Origin of the sequence: Pseudomonas sp. AL 58, assembly GCF_036348395.1 — a bacterium.
Classification (GTDB): Bacteria; Pseudomonadota; Gammaproteobacteria; order Pseudomonadales; family Pseudomonadaceae; genus Aquipseudomonas; species Aquipseudomonas defluvii.
This window is the reverse complement of sequence record NZ_JAZBQR010000024.1, coordinates 66,619-85,484: the sequence shown is the minus strand read 5'-3', so window position 1 is coordinate 85,484 and position 18,866 is coordinate 66,619. Positions and strand designations below refer to the sequence as shown.

14 protein-coding genes are annotated in these 18,866 nt (G+C 60.6%); 9 read left to right on the top strand and 5 right to left on the bottom strand.

Annotated elements, in window-relative coordinates:
• Nucleotides 1–621: 621 nt before the first annotated feature.
• From UIA24_RS20435 to UIA24_RS20425, 3 genes are all read right to left on the bottom strand, one after another.
• Nucleotides 622–1,899, bottom strand: coding sequence for an aromatic amino acid transport family protein (locus UIA24_RS20435; protein ID WP_330523747.1), 1,278 nt, complete (start codon nt 1,897–1,899; stop codon nt 622–624).
• A 286-nt stretch (nt 1,900–2,185) separates the two neighbouring features.
• Complete coding sequence (locus tag UIA24_RS20430) at nt 2,186–3,388, bottom strand: amino acid aminotransferase (RefSeq protein WP_330523746.1); 1,203 nt, start codon at nt 3,386–3,388, stop codon at nt 2,186–2,188.
• Nucleotides 3,389–3,524: 136 nt separating this feature from the next.
• A complete protein-coding gene (locus tag UIA24_RS20425) occupies nt 3,525–4,556 on the bottom strand; it encodes an Ldh family oxidoreductase (RefSeq protein WP_330523745.1) in 1,032 nt (343 codons plus the stop codon).
• A gap of 146 nt (nt 4,557–4,702) precedes the next feature.
• Here UIA24_RS20425 and UIA24_RS20420 point away from each other — a divergent pair, with 146 nt between their 5' ends.
• From UIA24_RS20420 to UIA24_RS20390, 7 genes are all read left to right on the top strand, one after another.
• Nucleotides 4,703–5,572 (top strand): MurR/RpiR family transcriptional regulator, encoded by an 870-nt coding sequence (locus UIA24_RS20420; protein WP_330523744.1) that lies wholly within the window; start codon nt 4,703–4,705, stop codon nt 5,570–5,572.
• 31 nt (nt 5,573–5,603) lie between these two features.
• Nucleotides 5,604–6,362: a transporter substrate-binding domain-containing protein gene (locus UIA24_RS20415; RefSeq protein ID WP_330523743.1), complete on the top strand. Its 759-nt coding sequence runs from the start codon at nt 5,604–5,606 to the stop codon at nt 6,360–6,362.
• Nucleotides 6,363–6,477: 115 nt separating this feature from the next.
• Nucleotides 6,478–7,197 carry an ABC transporter permease gene (locus UIA24_RS20410; RefSeq protein WP_065757859.1) on the top strand — a complete coding sequence of 240 codons (720 nt, stop codon included), beginning with the start codon at nt 6,478–6,480 and terminating at the stop codon, nt 7,195–7,197.
• Complete coding sequence (locus tag UIA24_RS20405) at nt 7,194–7,904, top strand: ABC transporter permease (protein ID WP_065757858.1); 711 nt, start codon at nt 7,194–7,196, stop codon at nt 7,902–7,904. The genes UIA24_RS20410 and UIA24_RS20405 overlap by 4 nt, the downstream gene beginning before the upstream one ends.
• A 27-nt stretch (nt 7,905–7,931) precedes the next feature.
• Nucleotides 7,932–9,173, top strand: a complete 1,242-nt coding sequence (locus UIA24_RS20400) for an NAD(P)/FAD-dependent oxidoreductase (RefSeq protein ID WP_330523742.1) — start codon at nt 7,932–7,934, stop codon at nt 9,171–9,173.
• Between the two features lie 19 nt (nt 9,174–9,192).
• Nucleotides 9,193–9,981, top strand: coding sequence for an amino acid ABC transporter ATP-binding protein (locus UIA24_RS20395; protein WP_330523741.1), 789 nt, complete (start codon nt 9,193–9,195; stop codon nt 9,979–9,981).
• 331 nt (nt 9,982–10,312) lie between these two features.
• Nucleotides 10,313–11,122 carry a gamma-glutamyl-gamma-aminobutyrate hydrolase family protein gene (locus UIA24_RS20390; RefSeq protein ID WP_065757855.1) on the top strand — a complete coding sequence of 270 codons (810 nt, stop codon included), beginning with the start codon at nt 10,313–10,315 and terminating at the stop codon, nt 11,120–11,122.
• A gap of 179 nt (nt 11,123–11,301) precedes the next feature.
• Here UIA24_RS20390 and nfuA read toward each other — a convergent pair whose 3' ends face one another.
• Nucleotides 11,302–11,886 (bottom strand): Fe-S biogenesis protein NfuA, encoded by a 585-nt coding sequence (nfuA, locus tag UIA24_RS20385; RefSeq protein WP_065757854.1) that lies wholly within the window; start codon nt 11,884–11,886, stop codon nt 11,302–11,304.
• A 152-nt stretch (nt 11,887–12,038) separates the two neighbouring features.
• Nucleotides 12,039–14,339 (bottom strand): fatty acid cis/trans isomerase, encoded by a 2,301-nt coding sequence (locus UIA24_RS20380; RefSeq protein ID WP_330523740.1) that lies wholly within the window; start codon nt 14,337–14,339, stop codon nt 12,039–12,041.
• Between the two features lie 156 nt (nt 14,340–14,495).
• On the opposite strand from UIA24_RS20380, the gene metH reads away from it, so the two are divergent.
• Nucleotides 14,496–18,203, top strand: a complete 3,708-nt coding sequence (gene metH / locus UIA24_RS20375; RefSeq protein WP_330523739.1) for a methionine synthase — start codon at nt 14,496–14,498, stop codon at nt 18,201–18,203.
• A gap of 109 nt (nt 18,204–18,312) precedes the next feature.
• On the top strand, nt 18,313–18,531 hold the full coding sequence (locus UIA24_RS20370) for a DUF2970 domain-containing protein (protein ID WP_065757851.1): 219 nt from the start codon (nt 18,313–18,315) through the stop codon (nt 18,529–18,531).
• The last annotated feature ends 335 nt before the right edge of the window (nt 18,532–18,866 follow it).

The following is an 18,866-nucleotide window of genomic DNA, read 5'->3' as shown; positions in this document are numbered from 1 at the left end:
GGCAGTGCTCCCGCCGGGGCCGTGCTGAAGGGCCTTCCTGGCCCTCAGCCCTTGCCAGGCATCCCTGCCTGGCACCCAGCTACGCACTGCCTGCGTTCGACCTCCTGAAGGGACAATTTGGCGGCGCCTGCAGGTTCAGCGTATGAAAAAGCAACGCCGAAAAGCCCAAAATCTTCGCAGGCAAGCAAAACAGCGAGCATCTGCCTGTCAGTGCGCGGAATGTCAGGCGCTGCGGGGCGTCCCTTCAGTAGGCTGAGTGGAGCCGTCGCGTAGTGGGGTGCGAGGCATGGATGCCTCGCAAGTGCTGATGGGCCATGGATGGCCCGTCGGCGCGTCCACGCGAGAGCGATGGCGTAAGGAAGGAACCCGAAGTGCAGCGGAGGGCCGGATGTCGGGACAGGGCGTTTTACCCACTTTTGTGCCGTTCAAAAGTGGGTCGCCGTAAGAGGCGAAACCAGTCGGTGGTGCCACTGCAGGGAATGGATATGTTCACGAAGTGAATGCCCCACATCACAAACCTATATCGCCCCTGATGCAAGCAGGCATATCCATTCACGATGTCGGGCCTGATACCCCGCTGGGACCGTACTGAAGGGCCGTCCTGGCCCTCAGCACAAGGCATCAGCCCAGCAGCGAATACACCAGCGCCGAAATGGCCACCAGGCCCACCGCGACCACGAACACGTTGGACAGCGCACCGCTGTACTGACGCATGGCAGGTACACGACGGATGGCGTACATCGGCATCAGGAACAGAATGGCTGCGATGACCGGCCCGCCAAGGGTTTCGATCATGCTGAGGATGCTTGGATTACGCGTGGCAACGATCCAGCACACCACCAGCATGAACGCTGCGGTAACCCGGTCCAGCGCCTTGGCACCCGGGCGCCAGCCGCTTTTGACGATCATGCCCTTGAGGCCTTCGCTGGCACCGATGTAGTGGCCCAGGAACGACTTGGAGATGGCCACGAAGGCAATCAGCGGCGCGGCAAACGCAATGGTCGGGTTACTGAAATGGTTGGCCAGGTACGACAGGATCGACAGGTTCTGCGCCTTGGCTTCGGCCAGTTGGCCTGGCGTCAGGGTCAATACGCAACTGAACACGAAGAACAGCACCATCACCACCATCAACAGGTGGGCACGGGCCAGGATCTGCCCGCTGCGCTGCTCAGCGTTCACACCATAACGGCGTTTCTGGTCGACAGCGAAGGCCGAGATGATCGGTGAGTGGTTGAACGAAAACACCATCACCGGAATCGCCAGCCACAGGGTATGCAGAAACGCAGAGGCCGACGGTACTTCGCTGGCCGTCGTCAGGATGCCGCCGCTCCAATGGGGAATGAGGAACACCGCCAGAAACGCCAGGGCGACGATAAACGGATACACCAACAGGCTCATGGCTTTGACGGTGGCCTGTTCACCACACCGTACTACGGCCAACAAACCGAGGATCAGCACAAGGGACAGCACCGCACGCGGCGGCGGCGTAAGGTGCAACTGGTGCTCCATGAAGCTGCTGACGGTGTTGGTCAAGGCCACGCTGTAGATCAGCAGGATCGGGAAGATCGCAAAAAAGTACAACAGTGTGATCAAGGCACCGGCCTTGAGCCCGAAGTGCTCCTCTACAACCTCAGTGATATCCGCGCCATCGCGGCCTGACAACACGAAACGGGTCAGCCCACGGTGAGCAAAGAAGGTCATCGGAAATGCCAACAGCGCCAGGACCAACAGCGGCCAAAAACCGCCGAGACCCGCGTTGATCGGCAGAAACAAGGTGCCTGCGCCGATAGCCGTGCCGAACAGGCCCAGCATCCAGGTGGTGTCATGACGGGCCCAGTTGCCAAGGGCAACGGGGGTCGATTCAAAGCGCTGATCAACGCTTGGGGCCTGCTCGTTCATCCGGGTGCAACTCCACTCGCAAGACTACAACAGGGCCAGGAGCTGCGAAACAGACGCCTCATCGCTCCCAACCTATAGTAAGGGGGCGCGATTTTGCGCTGATTGGTTGCACTTGCAAAGTGCTACCAGAGGAACGGTTGCACTTGGTGCAACATCACCCAGGAAAACAACGTCAAACAGGTACTACCTCATCGCAGGCAGGCCAGCCCCCACACGGCTCGGTGAGCGCTGGGAGCAAGGCTTGCCTGCGAGGGTATCAGTGAGGTGTCAGCACAGACGCGCGGCGTTACGCCTGACGCTGCACTGCAGCAAACGCCTTCGCCACCTGCTGCAGGTTGTCCGGGCGCAGGCCCGCCATGCAGACCCGGCCGCTGTCGATCAGGTACACGCCAAATTCGTCACGCAGACGACGAACCTGCTCAACGCTGAAGCCGGTGTAGCTGAACATGCCACGCTGACGCAGGAAGAACTGGAAGTCCTGACCCGGCAACAGCGCGGCCAAGGCATCGACCAGCCCCTGGCGCATTTCAAGAATACGCAGGCGCATCTGCTCCACTTCGGCTTCCCACTGGGCATTCAGGCCCGCGTCGCTGAGCACGGCTGCGACCAGTTGGGCACCGAAGTTCGGCGGGCTGGAATAGTTGCGACGCACGGTGGCCTTGAGCTGGCCCAATACACTTTGTGCACTGTCCGCATCGTCACAGACTACCGACAAGCCACCTACGCGCTCGCCATACAGCGAGAAGATCTTCGAGAACGAATTGCTGACCAGGCAGGGGACGCCTGCACGGGCAACTTCGCGGATGGCGTAGGCATCGTCTACCAGGCCTTCGCCAAAGCCCTGATAGGCAATGTCGAGGAACGGGATCAGGCTGCGCGCCTTGACCACCTCGATCACCTGCTGCCACTGCGCCTGGCTCAGGTCGACACCGGTAGGGTTATGGCAGCATGGGTGCAACAGCACAATGCTGTTGGCCGGCAGGGTCTGCAACGTTGCGAGCATGCCGTCAAAATTCAGCCCGCGGCTCTGCTGATCAAAGTACGGGTAGGTGTTGACCTTGAAACCTGCACCTTCAAAGATTGCGCGGTGGTTGTCCCAGGTCGGATCACTGACCCAGACCTGCGATTCCGGGAAGTATCGCTTGAGGAAGTCAGCCCCTACTTTCAATGCACCCGAACCGCCGACGGTCTGCACGGTAGCCACACGCCCACCCTCTACCGCAGGATGACCGGCGCCGAACAGCAGGGTCTGGATAGCCTGGCGATAGCTGCCCAGGCCTTCCATCGGCAGGTACAGCGACGCCTGGTGAGGCTGGCCGGCCAGGCGTTTTTCCGCCTCGGCCACGGCGCCCAGTTGCGGCACCACACCGGCAGCATCGTAATACAGACCGATACTCAGGTTGACCTTGTCGGCACGAGGGTCGGCCTTGAAGGTCTCCATCAGCGAGAGAATCGGGTCGCCGGCATAGGCATCAACATGTTTGAACACAGCGTGCAGCTCCTTGGGTCAGGACAGTTCGGACTAACAGCTGTCGCGAGGATACCTGTACTGAACGCCAAGGAACATGTCTTCGCGTGCAACTCGTCAGTGCAGCGCTGCACGGCCCCGCATCGCCGTCATCGGCTCATTGCTCTCCCGCAAGGGCGCGCAACTGCTCCAGCTCCTGCACCGTCAGGGTCACGCCCTGCTGCGCCGACAACTCGCGCTCGCGATAACGCCGCTCACCCGGCATACGTTTCAAGCCCACCTCATGCATCTGGTTCACCAACTCGCGGCTGCGCTCGGCAAAGCGATTACCCACTGATTTGGCAGGATCGATGACAATGATCAATTGCCCGGTCCAGGGCGTCTTCGCACCGGGGTGCTGCGACCAGTCGAACTCGAACGAGAAGTTACCGCCCGTCAACGCTGCTGCCAGCAGCTCGACCATCATCGACAACGCCGAACCCTTGTGCCCACCAAAAGGCAGCAGCGCCCCACCCTCCAGAATCGCCTTGGGGTCACAAGTCGGCTGGCCGTGGCTGTCCACCCCCATACCCTCCGGCAATTGCTCTCCCTTGCGCGCAGCAATCTGCACGTCGCCGTGGGCCATGGCGCTGGTGGCCATATCAAAGACAATGGGGTCGCTGCCCGCGCAAGGTGCAGCGAAGGCGATCGGATTGGTGCCAAACAACGGCCGTTGCGCACCATGAGGGACCACGCAGGTCATGCTGTTGACCACGCTCAGCGCAACCAGCCCCTCTTCGGCGAACGGCTCTACGTCGGGCCAGAGAGCCGCAAAGTGGTGCGAATTGTGAATGGCCAGCACCGCCACACCGGCACTGCGCGCCTTTTCCACCAACAACCCACGGGCAGCGGCCAGTGCAGGCTGAGCAAAACCACCCTTGGCATCAACCCGGACATAACCAGAGGCGACATCTTCGACGTCTGGCTGCGCCTTGCCGTCTACCCAGCCACTGGCCAGGGTCGATACATACCCCGGAATACGAAAAACACCGTGGCTGTGGGCGCCGTCACGCTGAGCGCTGGCGCAGTTGTACGCCAGCGCGTCGGCAACGGCCTCGCTGGTACCGTGACGAACGAAAATCCGATGCAGCAAAGCCTGCAGTTCGGCAAAGGCAAGGTGCGCGACTGCAGTATCAGGACGTGCGGACATCTGAAGCTCCCTTGTTGGAATTGGACTGGGCTACAGCGATGAGCAGGCTGGAAACTCTCGCGCAGTGACAGCTATCTGTCAAATGTTGACTTGATGACAGAAAACATTCATTTTCTTCGTCAAGCGCAACCCCGTGAGAGTCGTCCGTGAGCCAACCGATCAAACAACGCCTGGAAAGCAGCCTGCAGAACGCCTCGGCGTCTGGGCGCAAGATCGCCACTTACATGCTGGGCAACCTGCATGAACTGCCTTTCCAGACCGCTGCCAGCATCGCCGACAAACTTGGCATCAGCGAGTCCAGTGTCGGCCGTTTCTGCCGCGCACTGGGCTATGAGCACTTCAAGGCGCTCAAACACGACCTCAAGAATGACCTGGGCGATGGCCCCTGGCTGGTCGGTGATCGCCTGCAAGAATTCCGCCAACAACGGCGCGAGTCTGAAGAAGGTGCCTCTCGCAGCTTTGAACTGGAAGTGGCGGCCTTGGTGCGGGTGCACGAATACAGCCACACCGCGCTTTGGCACAGCGTCGCCCAACGCCTCTCCGAACGACGGAAGATATTCGTCGCCGGCTTTCAGACCGAGCGCGGCATCGCCCTGTGCATGGTGCACCTGCTGCAATACCTGCGTGATGGCGTGCACGCCGTCGATGGCAGCGCCGGGCACTTTGGCGACGTGCTGCTCAGCCAGCCAGACGACTGTGCCCTGGTGGTGTTCGAGGCGCGCCGCTACTCACGCCATGCCCTGAACCTGTGTCGCAAGGCACAGGAAGCGGGCATCCCGGTAACACTGGTTACCGACACCTTCTGCGACTGGGCCGATGCCCACGCCGACGAAGTCTTTCGTATACCCACCGATTTCAATCTGTTCTGGGAGTCCACCGCGACGATGCTGTCGTGGGTACACCTGATGGTCAACGAGGTCTGCAAGAAACTCGGACCGGATGTTGAAAAACGCTTGGAAGCCACTGCCGCTCTACACAACGAATTCGTTGGCTACACGTCAACGAGCAAACAATAGCCAGAGTGCAAAATACCAATCGAGGTACATGATGAAACGAGTCGTCCACCTTGCAAGCGCTTGCGTACTGATGCTCGCCGGAATCGGCGCAGCCCAGGCAGAAACCTTGAAAATCGCCACCGAAGGCGCTTACCCCCCATTCAACTACGTCGACTCGGACAACAAGCTGCACGGCTTCGACGTCGATATCGCCAACGCCCTGTGCGAACGCATGCAGGTGCAATGCACCCTGGTCGCCCAGGACTGGGAAGGCATCATCCCGGCACTGATGGCCAAGAAATACGATGCCGTGGTCGCGTCGATGATCAACACCGAAGAGCGCCGCAAGAAAATCGCCTTCACCAACCACTACTACAAGACCCCCCTTTCGGTCGCCGTGGCCAAGGACAGCAAGATCACCGACGCACAGACCGACTTCAAGGGCTACACCGTGGGCGCGCAATCGTCCTCGACCCAGGCCATCTATGCCGAAGACATCTATGGCAAGGCCGGCGCCGAGGTCAAGCTCTACCCTACCCTTGATGAAGCCAACGCCGACCTCGCCGCAGGCCGCCTGGATGGCGTGATTGCCGACAAGTTTCCGCTGATCGAGTGGCTGAACAAGTCCGGCAAGGACTGCTGCAAGTTCATTGGCGATGTCAAAGGCACCACCGCCGATGCCTCGATCGCCGTTCGCAAGGACGACGACGCCCTGCGCGAGCGCCTGAACAAGGCGCTGGACGAGATCGTCGCCGACGGCACCTACCAGAAGATCTCCAGCCGCTACTTCGACTTCGATATCTACCAATAAGCCCCACATCCCTGCAGGAGCTGGCCTTGCCGGCGATAGGCGCCAGGCCTAGATCGCGGTGACAACGCGTCGATGCCATACCGGCTCCTGCACGGTCTAAAAAGAGGGTTCGAGCATGATCGAACAACTGTCACTGCTGTCGTTTGCCAGCGGCGGCTGGGGCCAGGCATTGCTGGCCGGCGCCGTAGTCACCATCAGCCTGGCCCTGGCCTGCCTGCCCATTGGTTTGCCCCTGGGGCTGGGTGTCGCCCTCGCCGCCCGCTCGCCAAAGCGCTTCCCGAAGGCTGCAGCTACCGTCTTCTCCACCGTGTTCCGGGGCCTGCCAGAGCTGCTGACCCTGCTGATCATCTATTACGGCTGCCAGATTGCAGCACAGAAAATCCTCGCCGCCATGGGTTATGAGGGTGAGGTGCTGATCAACACCTTTCTGGCCGCGATGATCGCCTTCAGCTTCGTCTTCGCCGCCTTTTCCAGTGAGATCTGGCTGGCAGCGTTCAAGACCGTGCCCAAGGGCCAATACGAAGCATCGGCGGCGCTGGGCCTGAGCAAGACCACAACCTTTCGCAAAGTGGTGTTTCCGCAACTGGTACGTATCGCCTTGCCCGGCCTGTCGAACAACTGGCTGTCGCTGCTCAAGGACACGTCGCTGGTATCGACCATCTCCCTGGTGGACCTGATGCGCCAGACCAACCTGGCGGTCAGCGTGACCAAGGAACCCATGTTCTTCTATGCCGTCGCCTGTTTTGGCTACCTGCTGTTTTCGGCCCTGTCAGGACGCGCCTTTAGCGTTATCGAGCGGTATTTCAGTCGCCACCTGCGGAGCGCACGCCCATGACTTTCGATGATCTGCTAAGGCTGTTCCTAGATCCCGAGCTGCTGGAGCGCTACGGCCCGCGCTTTGTCGATGGCCTGCTGGTGACCGCCAAACTGGTGGCGATCTCGTTCACCCTCGGCGCAATCCTCGGCCTGCTGCTGGCCCTGGCGCGGCTGTCGAACAACCTGGTCGTGCAGCGCCTGAGTGCCGGCTATATCTACTTCTTCCGCGGTTCGCCACTGCTGGCCCAACTGTTCATGCTGTATTACGGCCTGAGCTCCTTCAAGGGCTTCTGGCAGGACGTCGGGCTCTGGTGGTTTTTCCGCGAGGCGTGGTACTGCACCCTGCTGGCGTTCACCCTGAACACCGCCGCCTACCAGGCCGAGATCTTCCGCGGCAGTCTGATGGCGGTCGCTCCCGGGCAGTATGAAGCCGCCAAGGCGCTGAGCCTGAAGCGCTCGACCACCTTTTTCAAGGTCATCCTGCCCCAGTCACTGATTGTCGCCGTTGGCCCACTGGGCAACGAATTGATCCTGATGATCAAGGCTAGCGCCATTGCTTCGCTGGTGACCATCTATGACCTGATGGGCATCACCAAACTGGCCTTCTCGCGCAGTTTCGACTTCCAGATCTACCTCTGGGCTGCAGTGCTCTACCTGCTGATCGTCGAGATCGTGCGACGCAGCCTCAAACACATCGAAGGCCGTCTGGGCCGTCACCTGCGCTAAACCGTGCAGCCTTTCGAGGACCGTTCCATGCAATGCCAAACCATCGTTCTGGGCGCCGGTATCGTCGGCGTCAGCACCGCCCTGCACCTGCAAGCCCGTGGGCGCAAGGTGATTCTGATCGACCGCGCCGAGCCTGGCAGCGGCACCAGCCACGGCAACGCCGGGCTGATCGAGCGCTCCAGCGTGATCCCCTACGCCTTCCCCCGCGAGCTTTCCCGCCTGCTGCGCTACAGCCTGAATCGCCAACCCGATGTGCGCTACAGCCTGCGCTACCTGCCCAAGGCTGGCCCCTGGCTGCTCAAGTACTGGCAGAACTCCTCGCCTGCCGGTGTCGCCGTAGCCACCCGCGCCATGCTGCCACTGGTGGAACGCTGCGTAGAGGAGCACGACGCCCTGATCGAAGCTGCCGAGCTCGGCGACCTGATCAAGGCCAAGGGCTGGATCGAGGTGTACCGCAATGCCGAGGCCTTTGCCACTGCACAGGATGAGGCCCATGCGCTCAAGCCCTACGGCCTGCGCTACGAGATCCTCGACCGCCAACAACTGCACGCCCGCGAAGTCGATCTCAGCGAAAACGTCGTTGGCGGCATCCACTGGCTGGACCCCAAGACGGTCAGCGACCCAGGTGGCCTGACGCGCGGCTATGCCGCACTGTTCGTCAAACGCGGTGGCCAGTTCATTCATGGCGACGCCCGCACCCTGCGCCAGGTGGCCGGCGATTGGCAGGTCGACAGCCGCCAGGGGCCGATCAGCGCGGCTGAGGTCGTCATCGCCCTTGGCCCGCAAGCCGCCGATCTGTTCAAGCCGCTGGGCTACAGCATTCCGCTGGAGATCAAGCGGGGTTACCACGCCCATTATCGCCCCCGCGCTGGTGCCGAGCTGACGCACTCGATCTGCGACGTACAGGGTGGCTTCGTATTGGCCCCCATGGTCAAGGGCATCCGCCTGACCACCGGCATCGAATTTGCCGCCAGCGATGCGCCAGCCAATCAAATCCAGCTGGAACGTTGCGAGGCCATCGCACGCAAGCTGTTCCCTCTCGGCGAGCGCATCGAAGCCGAGCCTTGGCTGGGGCGTCGTCCATGCCTACCGGACATGCGCCCGGTCATTGGCCCGGCACCGCGTCACAAAGGCCTGTGGTTCAACTTCGGGCATGCTCACCACGGCCTGACCCTGGGCCCGGTCAGCGGCCGCTTGCTGGCGGAAATGATCACCGGTGCCAAGCCTTTCACCGACCCTGCGCCCTACAGTGCACAGCGCTTCAACTGACTTCGGGAGAACAATAACAATGCCTAGCCCCCTGAGCCTTGCCACTGCCCAACCCATTGCCCAGCCCGACCCACGCAACGTCGTGGTGAAGATTGAAGGCCTGAACAAGTATTACGGCGCCTACCATGTACTGCGCGATATCGACCTGCAGGTACGCGAAGGCGAGCGCATCGTCCTCTGCGGGCCTTCAGGCTCGGGCAAGTCGACACTGATCCGCTGCATCAATCGCCTGGAGATCGCTGAAAAGGGCACGATTCGGGTCAATGATACCGACCTTGCCGAAACCACCCGCCAAGCCGCTCAAGTACGCAGCGAGATCGGCATGGTGTTCCAGCATTTCAACCTGTTCCCGCACATGAGCGTGCTCGACAACTGCACCCTGGCGCCCATGAGCGTGCGTGGCCTGTCACGCCAGGAAGCCGAGGAGCGCGCACGTTTCTACTTGAACAAGGTCGGTATCGAAAGCCAGGCAGGCAAGTACCCCAGCCAGCTCTCTGGCGGGCAACAACAGCGGGTGGCGATTGCACGGGCACTGTGCATGAAACCGAAAATCATGTTGTTCGACGAGCCCACCTCGGCACTCGACCCGGAAATGGTCGCCGAAGTACTGGACGTGCTGGTAAGGCTGGCCGACACCGGCATGACCATGCTGTGCGTTACCCACGAGATGGGGTTCGCCCGCCAGGTGGCAGAGCGCGTACTGTTCCTGGATGGTGGCCAGATCATCGAGGACAGCCCGCCTGAGGCGTTTTTCAACAACCCTCAAAGCGCACGGGCCAAAGGCTTCCTTGCGCAGATCCTGCACTGAGCCAAGGGCCTTGCGCGATCCTGTCTCGCCAAGGCCCATACTCCCGCAGCGCGCGCCAAAAACGTTAAATATAATGAACTACAAAAATCACAAATTACCTCTATATTTCAAACACTTAGCAAGCTGAGCGGCAAAATTAGTAGCTTACTAAGCAATAATTTTACACAAAGCTGTTTGACATATTTAACGGCGCTGGCAAGCTATGTAACAGGTTTCGACTGGAAACAGGCCATTGCGTGCCTTCCGGCAGTGCTCGAAACCTCAGGTAGCATCAGGCTGGATCGATGCGCCTGCACAACAATGACAGGCTGCGCCTGTCCAAAGGTGACATATGCCCAACAGCAACATTGGCAATAAGAATCAGACCCTCCGCAAGCCCGTCGTCCTGATGACCATGGGTGCCCAGGAGCGCAAGGGCCACGACTATCAGGTCATGACCCACAAGTACATCGTTCCACTGGTCGAACTGGCAGGTTGCGTACCGGTTCTGGTACCGACCTGCTGCGGTGCCGACGACCTTGAGCAATACCTGAACATGGCCGACGGCGTTTACCTGACCGGTGCGGGCAGCAACATCGACCCAAGCCTTTACGGCCAGGAAAACCACACCCCAGGCAAAGCCCAGGACAAGGCTCGCGACCTGTTCGACATCCCGTTGGTGCATGCCGCAATTGCGCGTGGCCTGCCAATCTTCGGTATCTGCCGCGGCATGCAGGAAATCAACGTCGCGCTGGGTGGCGATATCTATCAGAAGGTCTACGCCGAACCAGGCTTCAACGACCATCGGGAAAACCCGGAAGACCCAGTGGACATCCAGTACCAGGCTGTACACGGCGTACGCCTTGCACCGAACAGCTGGTTGCGTGAACTGTTGCAGACCGATGAAATTCGCGTCAACTCGCTGCATGGCCAGGGCTTGAAAACCCTCGGCAAAGGCCTTGAGCCTATCGCCCACGCCGAAGACGGCCTGGTCGAAGCCGTCCATGCACCCAGCCTGTCGCCGTTTCTCTTCGCCGTGCAGTGGCACCCGGAGTGGCAAGCGGCGAAAAACCCGGACTCGGTCAAGATGTTCCAGGCCTTCGGCGATGCCTGCCGCCAACGCGTGCGCCTTGCACTAAAAAAGCCTGAAATCGCAGCCTGAGTGCTGCGATGCATCGCCAGCAAGGCCAACTCACACTGAGAGCCAACCTTGCTGGCGATACAGAGGCGACCATCATTCGTTGCGAATGACACGCCCACCCTTCTTTTCCGACTGATCGACTGCGCTAACGCGCAAAGGCGCTGGCAGCGCCAGGCCTTTGTCAATCTGTCGCAAACACCCTAGTAGTAGGCGTTCTCTTTCTGAGAGTGGTCGGTGACGTCACGTACGCCCTTGAGCTCGGGAATACGCTCAAGCAGGGTACGTTCGATGCCTTCTTTCAAGGTCACGTCAGCCTGGCCGCAGCCCTGGCAACCACCGCCGAACTGCAGTACGGCAATGCCGTCATCAACCACCTCAATCAAACTGACCTGACCGCCATGGCTGGCCAGCCCCGGGTTGATCTCGGTTTGCAGGTAATAGTTGATACGCTCGTTGATAGGGCTGTCGGCATTGACCATCGGCACCTTGGCGTTCGGCGCCTTGATGGTCAGTTGACCACCCATGCGGTCAGTCGCGTAGTCGACCAAGGCATCCTCAAGGAAAGGCTCGCTGACCGCATCGATCCAGGCGGTGAAGCTCTTCAGGCCCAGGGCGGTATCTTCGGCCTTCTCTTCGCCCGGCTTGCAGTAGGCGATGCAGGTCTCGGCGTACTGGGTGCCCGGCTGGGTGATGAAAATGCGTATGCCGATGCCCGGGGTGTTCTGCTTGGATAGCAGGTCAGCCAGGTAATCATGCGCAGCATCGGTAATCGTTATGGCACTCATTGAAATGGTTTCCTCACAGACTTGGCGGCAGTTTACGCCAACCTGACGCGCGAACAAAGTCCCAGTATTTTTGTCGGGAAACAACAGCCGCTTCGGGCGGCCTGAGCAGGAAGCCCAAACGCCGGAAGCGGCCTGATGAAGGGAGAATCGCCCTAGAGGTTTTCGTAGCGGTTCATGTCCAGTACACCCGCTTCCACCGGCTCGGTTTCCTTGATGTAGGTGCTCAGGTCATGGAAATACTGCCAGAACTGCGGATGACTGCGGCGTACGCCCCAACGCATGACAATACGCTCGAATTTGGCGGTGTCATCACGGGCCGCTTCCATGTCCTCGACAAACTCTGGTACATCCCTGGCCGGAATATTGAACATGAAGTTCGGGTAGCTGCTCATCACGCCAGGGTAGAGCGTCAGGGTATCCAACCCCAATTGGTACCGCGACTCCTCACCCAGCATGAAGGCAACGTTGCTGTGGGCGTGGTTGCGCAGCATGGAGTAGACCTGCCGCTTGCCGCCCTCGCCTTCGATACGCAGCATGGTCGCTTCCGGCAACTGGTTGATCACCTTCAGCCCCGCTGCAGGACGCGAAGCCAAGCGGCTCAGCGACTGTTCGACATCGCGGAACTCTTCAGTCATCTGAGGCCGTGAACAGTAGGCGCCATGGCAGCGATTGATCGGGTCAGGAGCTGCGTTGAGGCTACCGGTCCGCTCGATCAGCTTGAGGCCAAAGTCACGTTTCGGGTCACGCTTGTCCAGCTTCAGGGCGCTCGGGGTGCTGGTGTCGATCTCCTCGTAGTCCATCCACATTTTCACCTTGCCGCCGTTCTGGTACCAATCGCTGAGGATGGCACCACGCTTGTTGGCCGGCATCAGGCGCAGGAAGTTGACCTCGGCGCCATTGCGGATCAGATCGAAGTACAGACGGGTCTGGGCCTGGTGCGACACGTTGCCGAACACATCGAAGTTCACCGCCAACTGATAGTAGGTACGCTCGAACAGCGGGTAGTCGAACAGCCACAAGGTCAGCGGCACATCACCAATGAGCCCTTTGTTGACCGAGGCACTGTCAAAGTGCCGGAAGATGGTCAGCAAGGCGTTGTCATTACCCGCCCATAGGCTTGACCAGCTTGGCGCCGGCATGTCGGCATAGGCTTCCCGGCGAAGGCTTTCATACTCGTTGCGCTTGTCACGGTAGGTGTGCCAGAGGGTCAAGATGCTGCCAACATCGTCGATCTGCCCAGGCATTGCCAGCAATGGCGTGGCTTCAGCGCGGTACTTGGCATCCGTCAGGTAGCGATCATGGGCCGGCTCCTGGAACAGCGCCCAGAAGTGGTCACGAATCACGTCCGTGGCGATCTGACCGCGGCACACCGGGCCGCGAATGAAGGTGCGGACGAAATACTCGGCGTTATCCAGCATGAACTGATAGCGCGCTACCGCCGGGATCGCCTCGAACGTCTCGAACGGGTTGGCGCGGTGGCGCGGACCATAGCCCGGCAGCGCAGCCGCGTGCCAGTCGCCGCTGTAGAACAGCTGTTTGACACGTTTGAGCTTCTGCGGCCCCATCGGGTAGGTGATGTGGGTCTTGTGTACGATGACGCCCTGTACGGGCATCAACCGATAGTAGAAGTCGGTGCCAGGCGGATCGTTGGGCCGACGCGTGGCAATCAGGTCAATCGGTTGGCCACTGGGTGTACGGGAACGTACCCATTGGAAGAAGTGCCCCGGCTCCCCGCCAACAAAGTAAATGTGTGCCAGAAACAGGTGTTCATACAGCCAACGGCCTACCAGCGCTTCGGTCGAACCCGGGCTGTTGAGCAGCGCTTCCCATTCCTGGATCTGTGCCGCCTCCTTGGCGCTGGGCTGGATCGGGTTGTGCTCAACTGGCGCACCCGCCGCCAACCAACGCTGCAGGGTCTGGTACTGGGCATCGGTCAGGCCGGTGACCGCCAACGGCATGCCCTCACGGGGATGCGCCTTGGCATAGGCGTCGAACTCGCCGGGCAGCGGGCAGACATTTTCCCGGTTCAAGCCCAGCACGATGTCTTCAGGCAGCTTGGCGTTTGGCTTCAGCGGGGTTGAATGCCCCAGCTCCAGCATCCGCGCCATCAGCGCGGCCTGGCTGCCCTGGTTATCCAGCACCGAGTAGAAGCCCTTGCGCCGCCAGGCATCGACACTGTGGGCGTCGTAGAACAATCGGGTCGGGGGCACTGCAGTCGTGCGGTTGCCCTCGTAGACCGGTACCTTCGAAGCGCCGCGCTCGGCGCCTTCAGCACTTTCCAGCTTGAGCTGGCAGGCGGCATCGTTGCAGGCATGGCAGGCAACGCATTTCTCAGTGAAGATGGGTTGAATGTCCCGGGTATAGGAAATAGCCGGGCTGGATTGAGGCGCTTGCCCCAACGCCATGCCACTGATCAGCAGCGCGACGGCGCCGGCAAGTAAACGATGCACCATGTGCCAATTGTCCTGGAAATTAAAAGCTTCACGATTCTACCGGTGGCAGCACCGTGCCAACATGAATGAAATTCATGCAAATCAGTGGCACGTCTAAAAACCGCGCAGCTTTGTTATTATTCCGCAACTTTTGTCTTTGCCCGACCAGGTAGTCCTATGTCTGACCGCAGCGCTCGTTTCCAAGCACTTCAGAAAGCACTCAAAGAGCGCATCCTGATCCTCGATGGCGGCATGGGTACTATGATCCAAAGCTACCGTCTGGAGGAACACGACTATCGTGGCACGCGTTTCTCCGACTGGCCCAGCGACGTCAAGGGCAACAACGACCTGTTGCTGCTATCGCGCCCAGACGTCATCGCCGCAATCGAGAAAGCGTACCTGGATGCCGGTGCCGACATCCTGGAGACCAACACCTTCAACGCCACACAGATCTCCCAGGCCGACTACGGCATGGAAGCGCTGGTGTATGAGCTGAACGTCGAGGGCGCCCGCATTGCCCGCCAGGTGGCCGACGCCAAGACCCTGGAAACCCCGGATCGCCCACGCTTCGTGGCCGGCGTGCTCGGCCCGACCAGCCGCACCTGCTCGATCTCCCCGGACGTCAACGATCCCGGCTACCGCAACGTCACGTTCGACGAGCTGGTGACCAACTACATCGAGGCCACCCGTGGCCTGATCGAAGGCGGTGCCGACCTGATCCTGATCGAAACCATCTTCGACACCCTCAACGCCAAAGCGGCAATCTTCGCCGTGCAGCAGGTGTTCGAGGAAGACAATGTCGAATTGCCGATCATGATTTCCGGCACCATTACCGATGCCTCGGGCCGCACCCTGTCCGGGCAGACGACCGAAGCGTTCTGGAACTCGGTACGCCATGCCAAACCGATTTCGGTGGGCCTGAACTGCGCCCTGGGCGCCAAGGACCTGCGCCCGTACCTGGAAGAGCTGTCGAGCAAGGCCGACACCCAGGTCTCTGCACACCCTAACGCCGGCCTGCCTAACGCGTTCGGCGAGTACGACGAAACCCCGGCGGAAATGGCTGCCGTCGTTGAAGAGTTCGCCGCCAGCGGCTTCCTGAACATTATCGGCGGCTGCTGTGGGACCACGCCTGCGCACATCCAGGCGATTGCCGAAGCAGTGGCCAAGTACCCGCCACGGGCTATTCCAGACATCCCCAAGGCCTGTCGACTGTCGGGCCTGGAACCGTTCACCATCGACCGCAACTCGCTGTTCGTCAACGTCGGTGAGCGCACCAACATCACCGGTTCCGCCAAGTTCGCCCGGCTGATCCGCGAAGAAAACTACACCGAAGCCCTGGAAGTCGCCCTGCAGCAGGTCGAAGCCGGCGCCCAGGTCATCGACATCAACATGGACGAAGGGATGCTCGACTCCCAGGCGGCCATGGTCAAGTTCCTCAACCTGATTGCCGGCGAGCCGGACATCTCCCGCGTACCGATCATGATCGACTCCTCCAAGTGGGAGGTGATCGAAGCGGGCCTGAAGTGCATTCAGGGCAAGGGCATCGTCAACTCGATCTCGATGAAGGAAGGCGTTGACGCCTTCAAGCATCACGCCAAGTTGTGCAAGCGCTATGGCGCTGCCGTGGTGGTGATGGCCTTCGACGAAGTCGGCCAGGCCGATACCGCCGCGCGCAAGCGTGAAATCTGCCAACGCAGCTACGACATTCTGGTCAATGAAGTGGGCTTCCCGCCGGAAGACATCATTTTCGACCCGAACATCTTCGCCGTGGCCACCGGCATCGAGGAACACAACAACTACGCCGTCGACTTCATCGAAGCCTGCGCCTACATCCGCGACCACCTGCCCCATGCACTGTCCTCGGGCGGTGTGTCCAACGTGTCGTTCTCTTTCCGGGGCAACAACCCGGTCCGTGAAGCGATCCACTCGGTGTTTCTCTACCATGCGATCCAGAACGGCCTGACCATGGGTATCGTCAACGCCGGTCAGTTGGAGATCTACGATGAGATCCCCCCTGCCCTGCGCGAACGGGTCGAGGACGTGGTACTCAACCGTACCCCCGAAGGCACCGACGCCCTGCTGGCCATCGCCGATGACTACAAGGGTGGCGGCGCCACCAAGGAAGTCGAAAGCGAGGAATGGCGTTCACTGCCCGTTGGCAAGCGCCTGGAGCACGCCCTGGTCAAAGGCATCACTGCGTTTATCGTCGAGGACACCGAGGAATGCCGCCAACAGTGCGCACGTCCGATCGAGGTCATCGAAGGCCCGCTGATGAGCGGCATGAACGTGGTCGGTGACCTGTTTGGCGCTGGCAAGATGTTCCTGCCGCAAGTGGTCAAGTCGGCACGGGTGATGAAGCAGGCGGTGGCCCACCTGATTCCGTTCATCGAAGCCGAGAAAGGCGACAAGCCGGAAGCCAAGGGCAAGATCCTCATGGCCACGGTAAAAGGCGACGTGCATGACATCGGCAAGAACATCGTCGGCGTGGTGCTGGGCTGTAATGGCTACGACATCGTCGACCTCGGCGTGATGGTGCCGGCCGAAAAAATCCTGCAAGTGGCCCGTGAGCAGAAGTGCGACATCATCGGCCTGTCCGGGCTGATCACGCCGTCACTGGACGAAATGGTGCATGTCGCCCGCGAGATGCAGCGTCAGGACTTCCACCTGCCGCTGATGATCGGCGGCGCGACCACCTCCAAGGCGCACACAGCAGTCAAGATCGAGCCCAAGTACAGCAACGACGCCGTCGTCTACGTCACTGACGCCTCGCGTGCCGTCGGCGTCGCCACGCAGTTGCTGTCCAAGGAACTGAAAGCCGGCTTCGTCGAGCGGACCCGCCAGGAGTACGTCGAAGTACGTGAACGTACCGCCAACCGCAGCGCCCGCACCGAGCGCTTGAGCTACGCTCAGGCCATCGCGGCCAAGGCATCGTTCGACTGGGCGGGCTATCAGCCGGTCGTGCCGACTTTCACCGGCGCCAAGGTACTGGAAAACATCGACCTGAACGTACTGGCCGAGTACATCGACTGGACGCCGTTCTTCATCTCCTGGGACCTGGCGGGCAAGTTCCCGCGCATCCTCACCGACGAAGTGGTCGGCGAAGCGGCCACGGCGCTGTACGAAGACGCCCAACAGATGCTGCGCAAGCTGATCGATGAAAAGCTGATCAGCGCCCGGGCAGTGTTCGGCTTCTGGCCGGCCAACCAGGTCAACCACGACGACATCGAAGTCTATGGGCAGGATGGCCAGCCGCTGGCCCTGCTGCACCATCTGCGCCAGCAGACCATCAAGACCGACGGCAAGCCAAACTTCTCCCTGGCCGACTTCGTGGCACCGAAAGACAGCGGCGTGACCGACTATGTCGGTGGTTTCATCACCACCGCCGGCATTGGTGCCGAAGAAGTCGCCAAGGCCTATCAGGACAAAGGCGACGACTACAGCTCGATCATGGTCAAGGCACTCGCCGACCGCCTGGCCGAAGCCTGCGCCGAATGGCTGCACGAACAGGTGCGCAAGCAGTACTGGGGCTACGCCAAAGACGAAGAACTGAGTAACGAAGCACTGATCAAGGAACAGTACCTGGGCATCCGTCCGGCCCCTGGCTACCCTGCCTGCCCGGACCACACCGAAAAAGGCACCCTGTTCCAACTGCTCGACGGTACCGAAATCGGCGAGCAAGGCCAGAGCGGCGTCACCCTGACCGAGCACTATGCAATGTTCCCGGCAGCTGCGGTCAGCGGCTGGTACTTCGCCCACCCACAGGCGCAGTATTTCGCCGTGGGCAAGGTCGACAAGGATCAGGTGCAGAGCTATACGGCGCGCAAAGGCCAGGACCTGAGCGTCAGCGAGCGCTGGCTGGCACCCAACCTGGGATACGACGCTTAAGCATCGGTCATCGGTATGGGCAGCTGCAGGGTCGACGTTGTGTCGCGCCCTGCAGACGTTCCTTGAGGGGCTACACTGTGGACAGGCCTTCCGCCCACAGGAGCTGATCATGGACGACCCCGCCCAAGGCAAGCCACCGACCTTCTGGCAAATGCTGCAAAGCGTGCTGGCCGCCGCCTTCGGCGTGCAGAGCAACAAGAACCGCGCGCGCGATTTCACCCACGGCAAACCCAGTCACTTCATTGTGCTGGGTACGCTGTTCACCTTGCTGTTTATTCTGGTACTGCTGGGGTTGGTAAAACTGGCCCTGCACCTGACCGCCGCCTGAAACGCAAACCGCCCGCAGGTATCCATGCTGCAGGCGGTCTCATGCTACCCAGCGGGTGATGTCACTGATGACTGACCCAGTACACGGCTGTCACGACCACCAGGATGATCAGGCAGAGTGTCGCCCAAGCGTCGACATGACTGTCACTCTTAACCGACTTGGTTGAATTTCCCATTGCATCGCCTCTTGTAGTGGTTATGGGAATGCATGACACCTGTAGCAGTTAAGCCCAGCGATGCCCTTTGCTCAAGCCAGGTCTTTTTGCTGTTCGTCGGTTAGGGTATGTATGAAAAGTCTTGAGACGAAGGTCAGGCAAGGCGAAAACAGCCGAGGAA

What these genes read in the sequence shown, in the direction of transcription:
- UIA24_RS20435 (WP_330523747.1), bottom strand. Translation starts at nt 1,899, where the DNA reads ATGAACGAGCAGGCCCCAAGCGTTGATCAGCGCTTTGAATCGACCCCC.
- UIA24_RS20425 (WP_330523745.1), bottom strand. Translation starts at nt 4,556, where the DNA reads ATGTCCGCACGTCCTGATACTGCAGTCGCGCACCTTGCCTTTGCCGAA.
- UIA24_RS20415 (WP_330523743.1), top strand. Translation starts at nt 5,604, where the DNA reads ATGAAACGAGTCGTCCACCTTGCAAGCGCTTGCGTACTGATGCTCGCC.
- UIA24_RS20410 (WP_065757859.1), top strand. Translation starts at nt 6,478, where the DNA reads ATGATCGAACAACTGTCACTGCTGTCGTTTGCCAGCGGCGGCTGGGGC.
- UIA24_RS20405 (WP_065757858.1), top strand. Translation starts at nt 7,194, where the DNA reads ATGACTTTCGATGATCTGCTAAGGCTGTTCCTAGATCCCGAGCTGCTG.
- UIA24_RS20400 (WP_330523742.1), top strand. Translation starts at nt 7,932, where the DNA reads ATGCAATGCCAAACCATCGTTCTGGGCGCCGGTATCGTCGGCGTCAGC.
- UIA24_RS20395 (WP_330523741.1), top strand. Translation starts at nt 9,193, where the DNA reads ATGCCTAGCCCCCTGAGCCTTGCCACTGCCCAACCCATTGCCCAGCCC.
- UIA24_RS20390 (WP_065757855.1), top strand. Translation starts at nt 10,313, where the DNA reads ATGCCCAACAGCAACATTGGCAATAAGAATCAGACCCTCCGCAAGCCC.
- nfuA (WP_065757854.1), bottom strand. Translation starts at nt 11,886, where the DNA reads ATGAGTGCCATAACGATTACCGATGCTGCGCATGATTACCTGGCTGAC.
- UIA24_RS20380 (WP_330523740.1), bottom strand. Translation starts at nt 14,339, where the DNA reads ATGGTGCATCGTTTACTTGCCGGCGCCGTCGCGCTGCTGATCAGTGGC.
- metH (WP_330523739.1), top strand. Translation starts at nt 14,496, where the DNA reads ATGTCTGACCGCAGCGCTCGTTTCCAAGCACTTCAGAAAGCACTCAAA.
- UIA24_RS20370 (WP_065757851.1), top strand. Translation starts at nt 18,313, where the DNA reads ATGGACGACCCCGCCCAAGGCAAGCCACCGACCTTCTGGCAAATGCTG.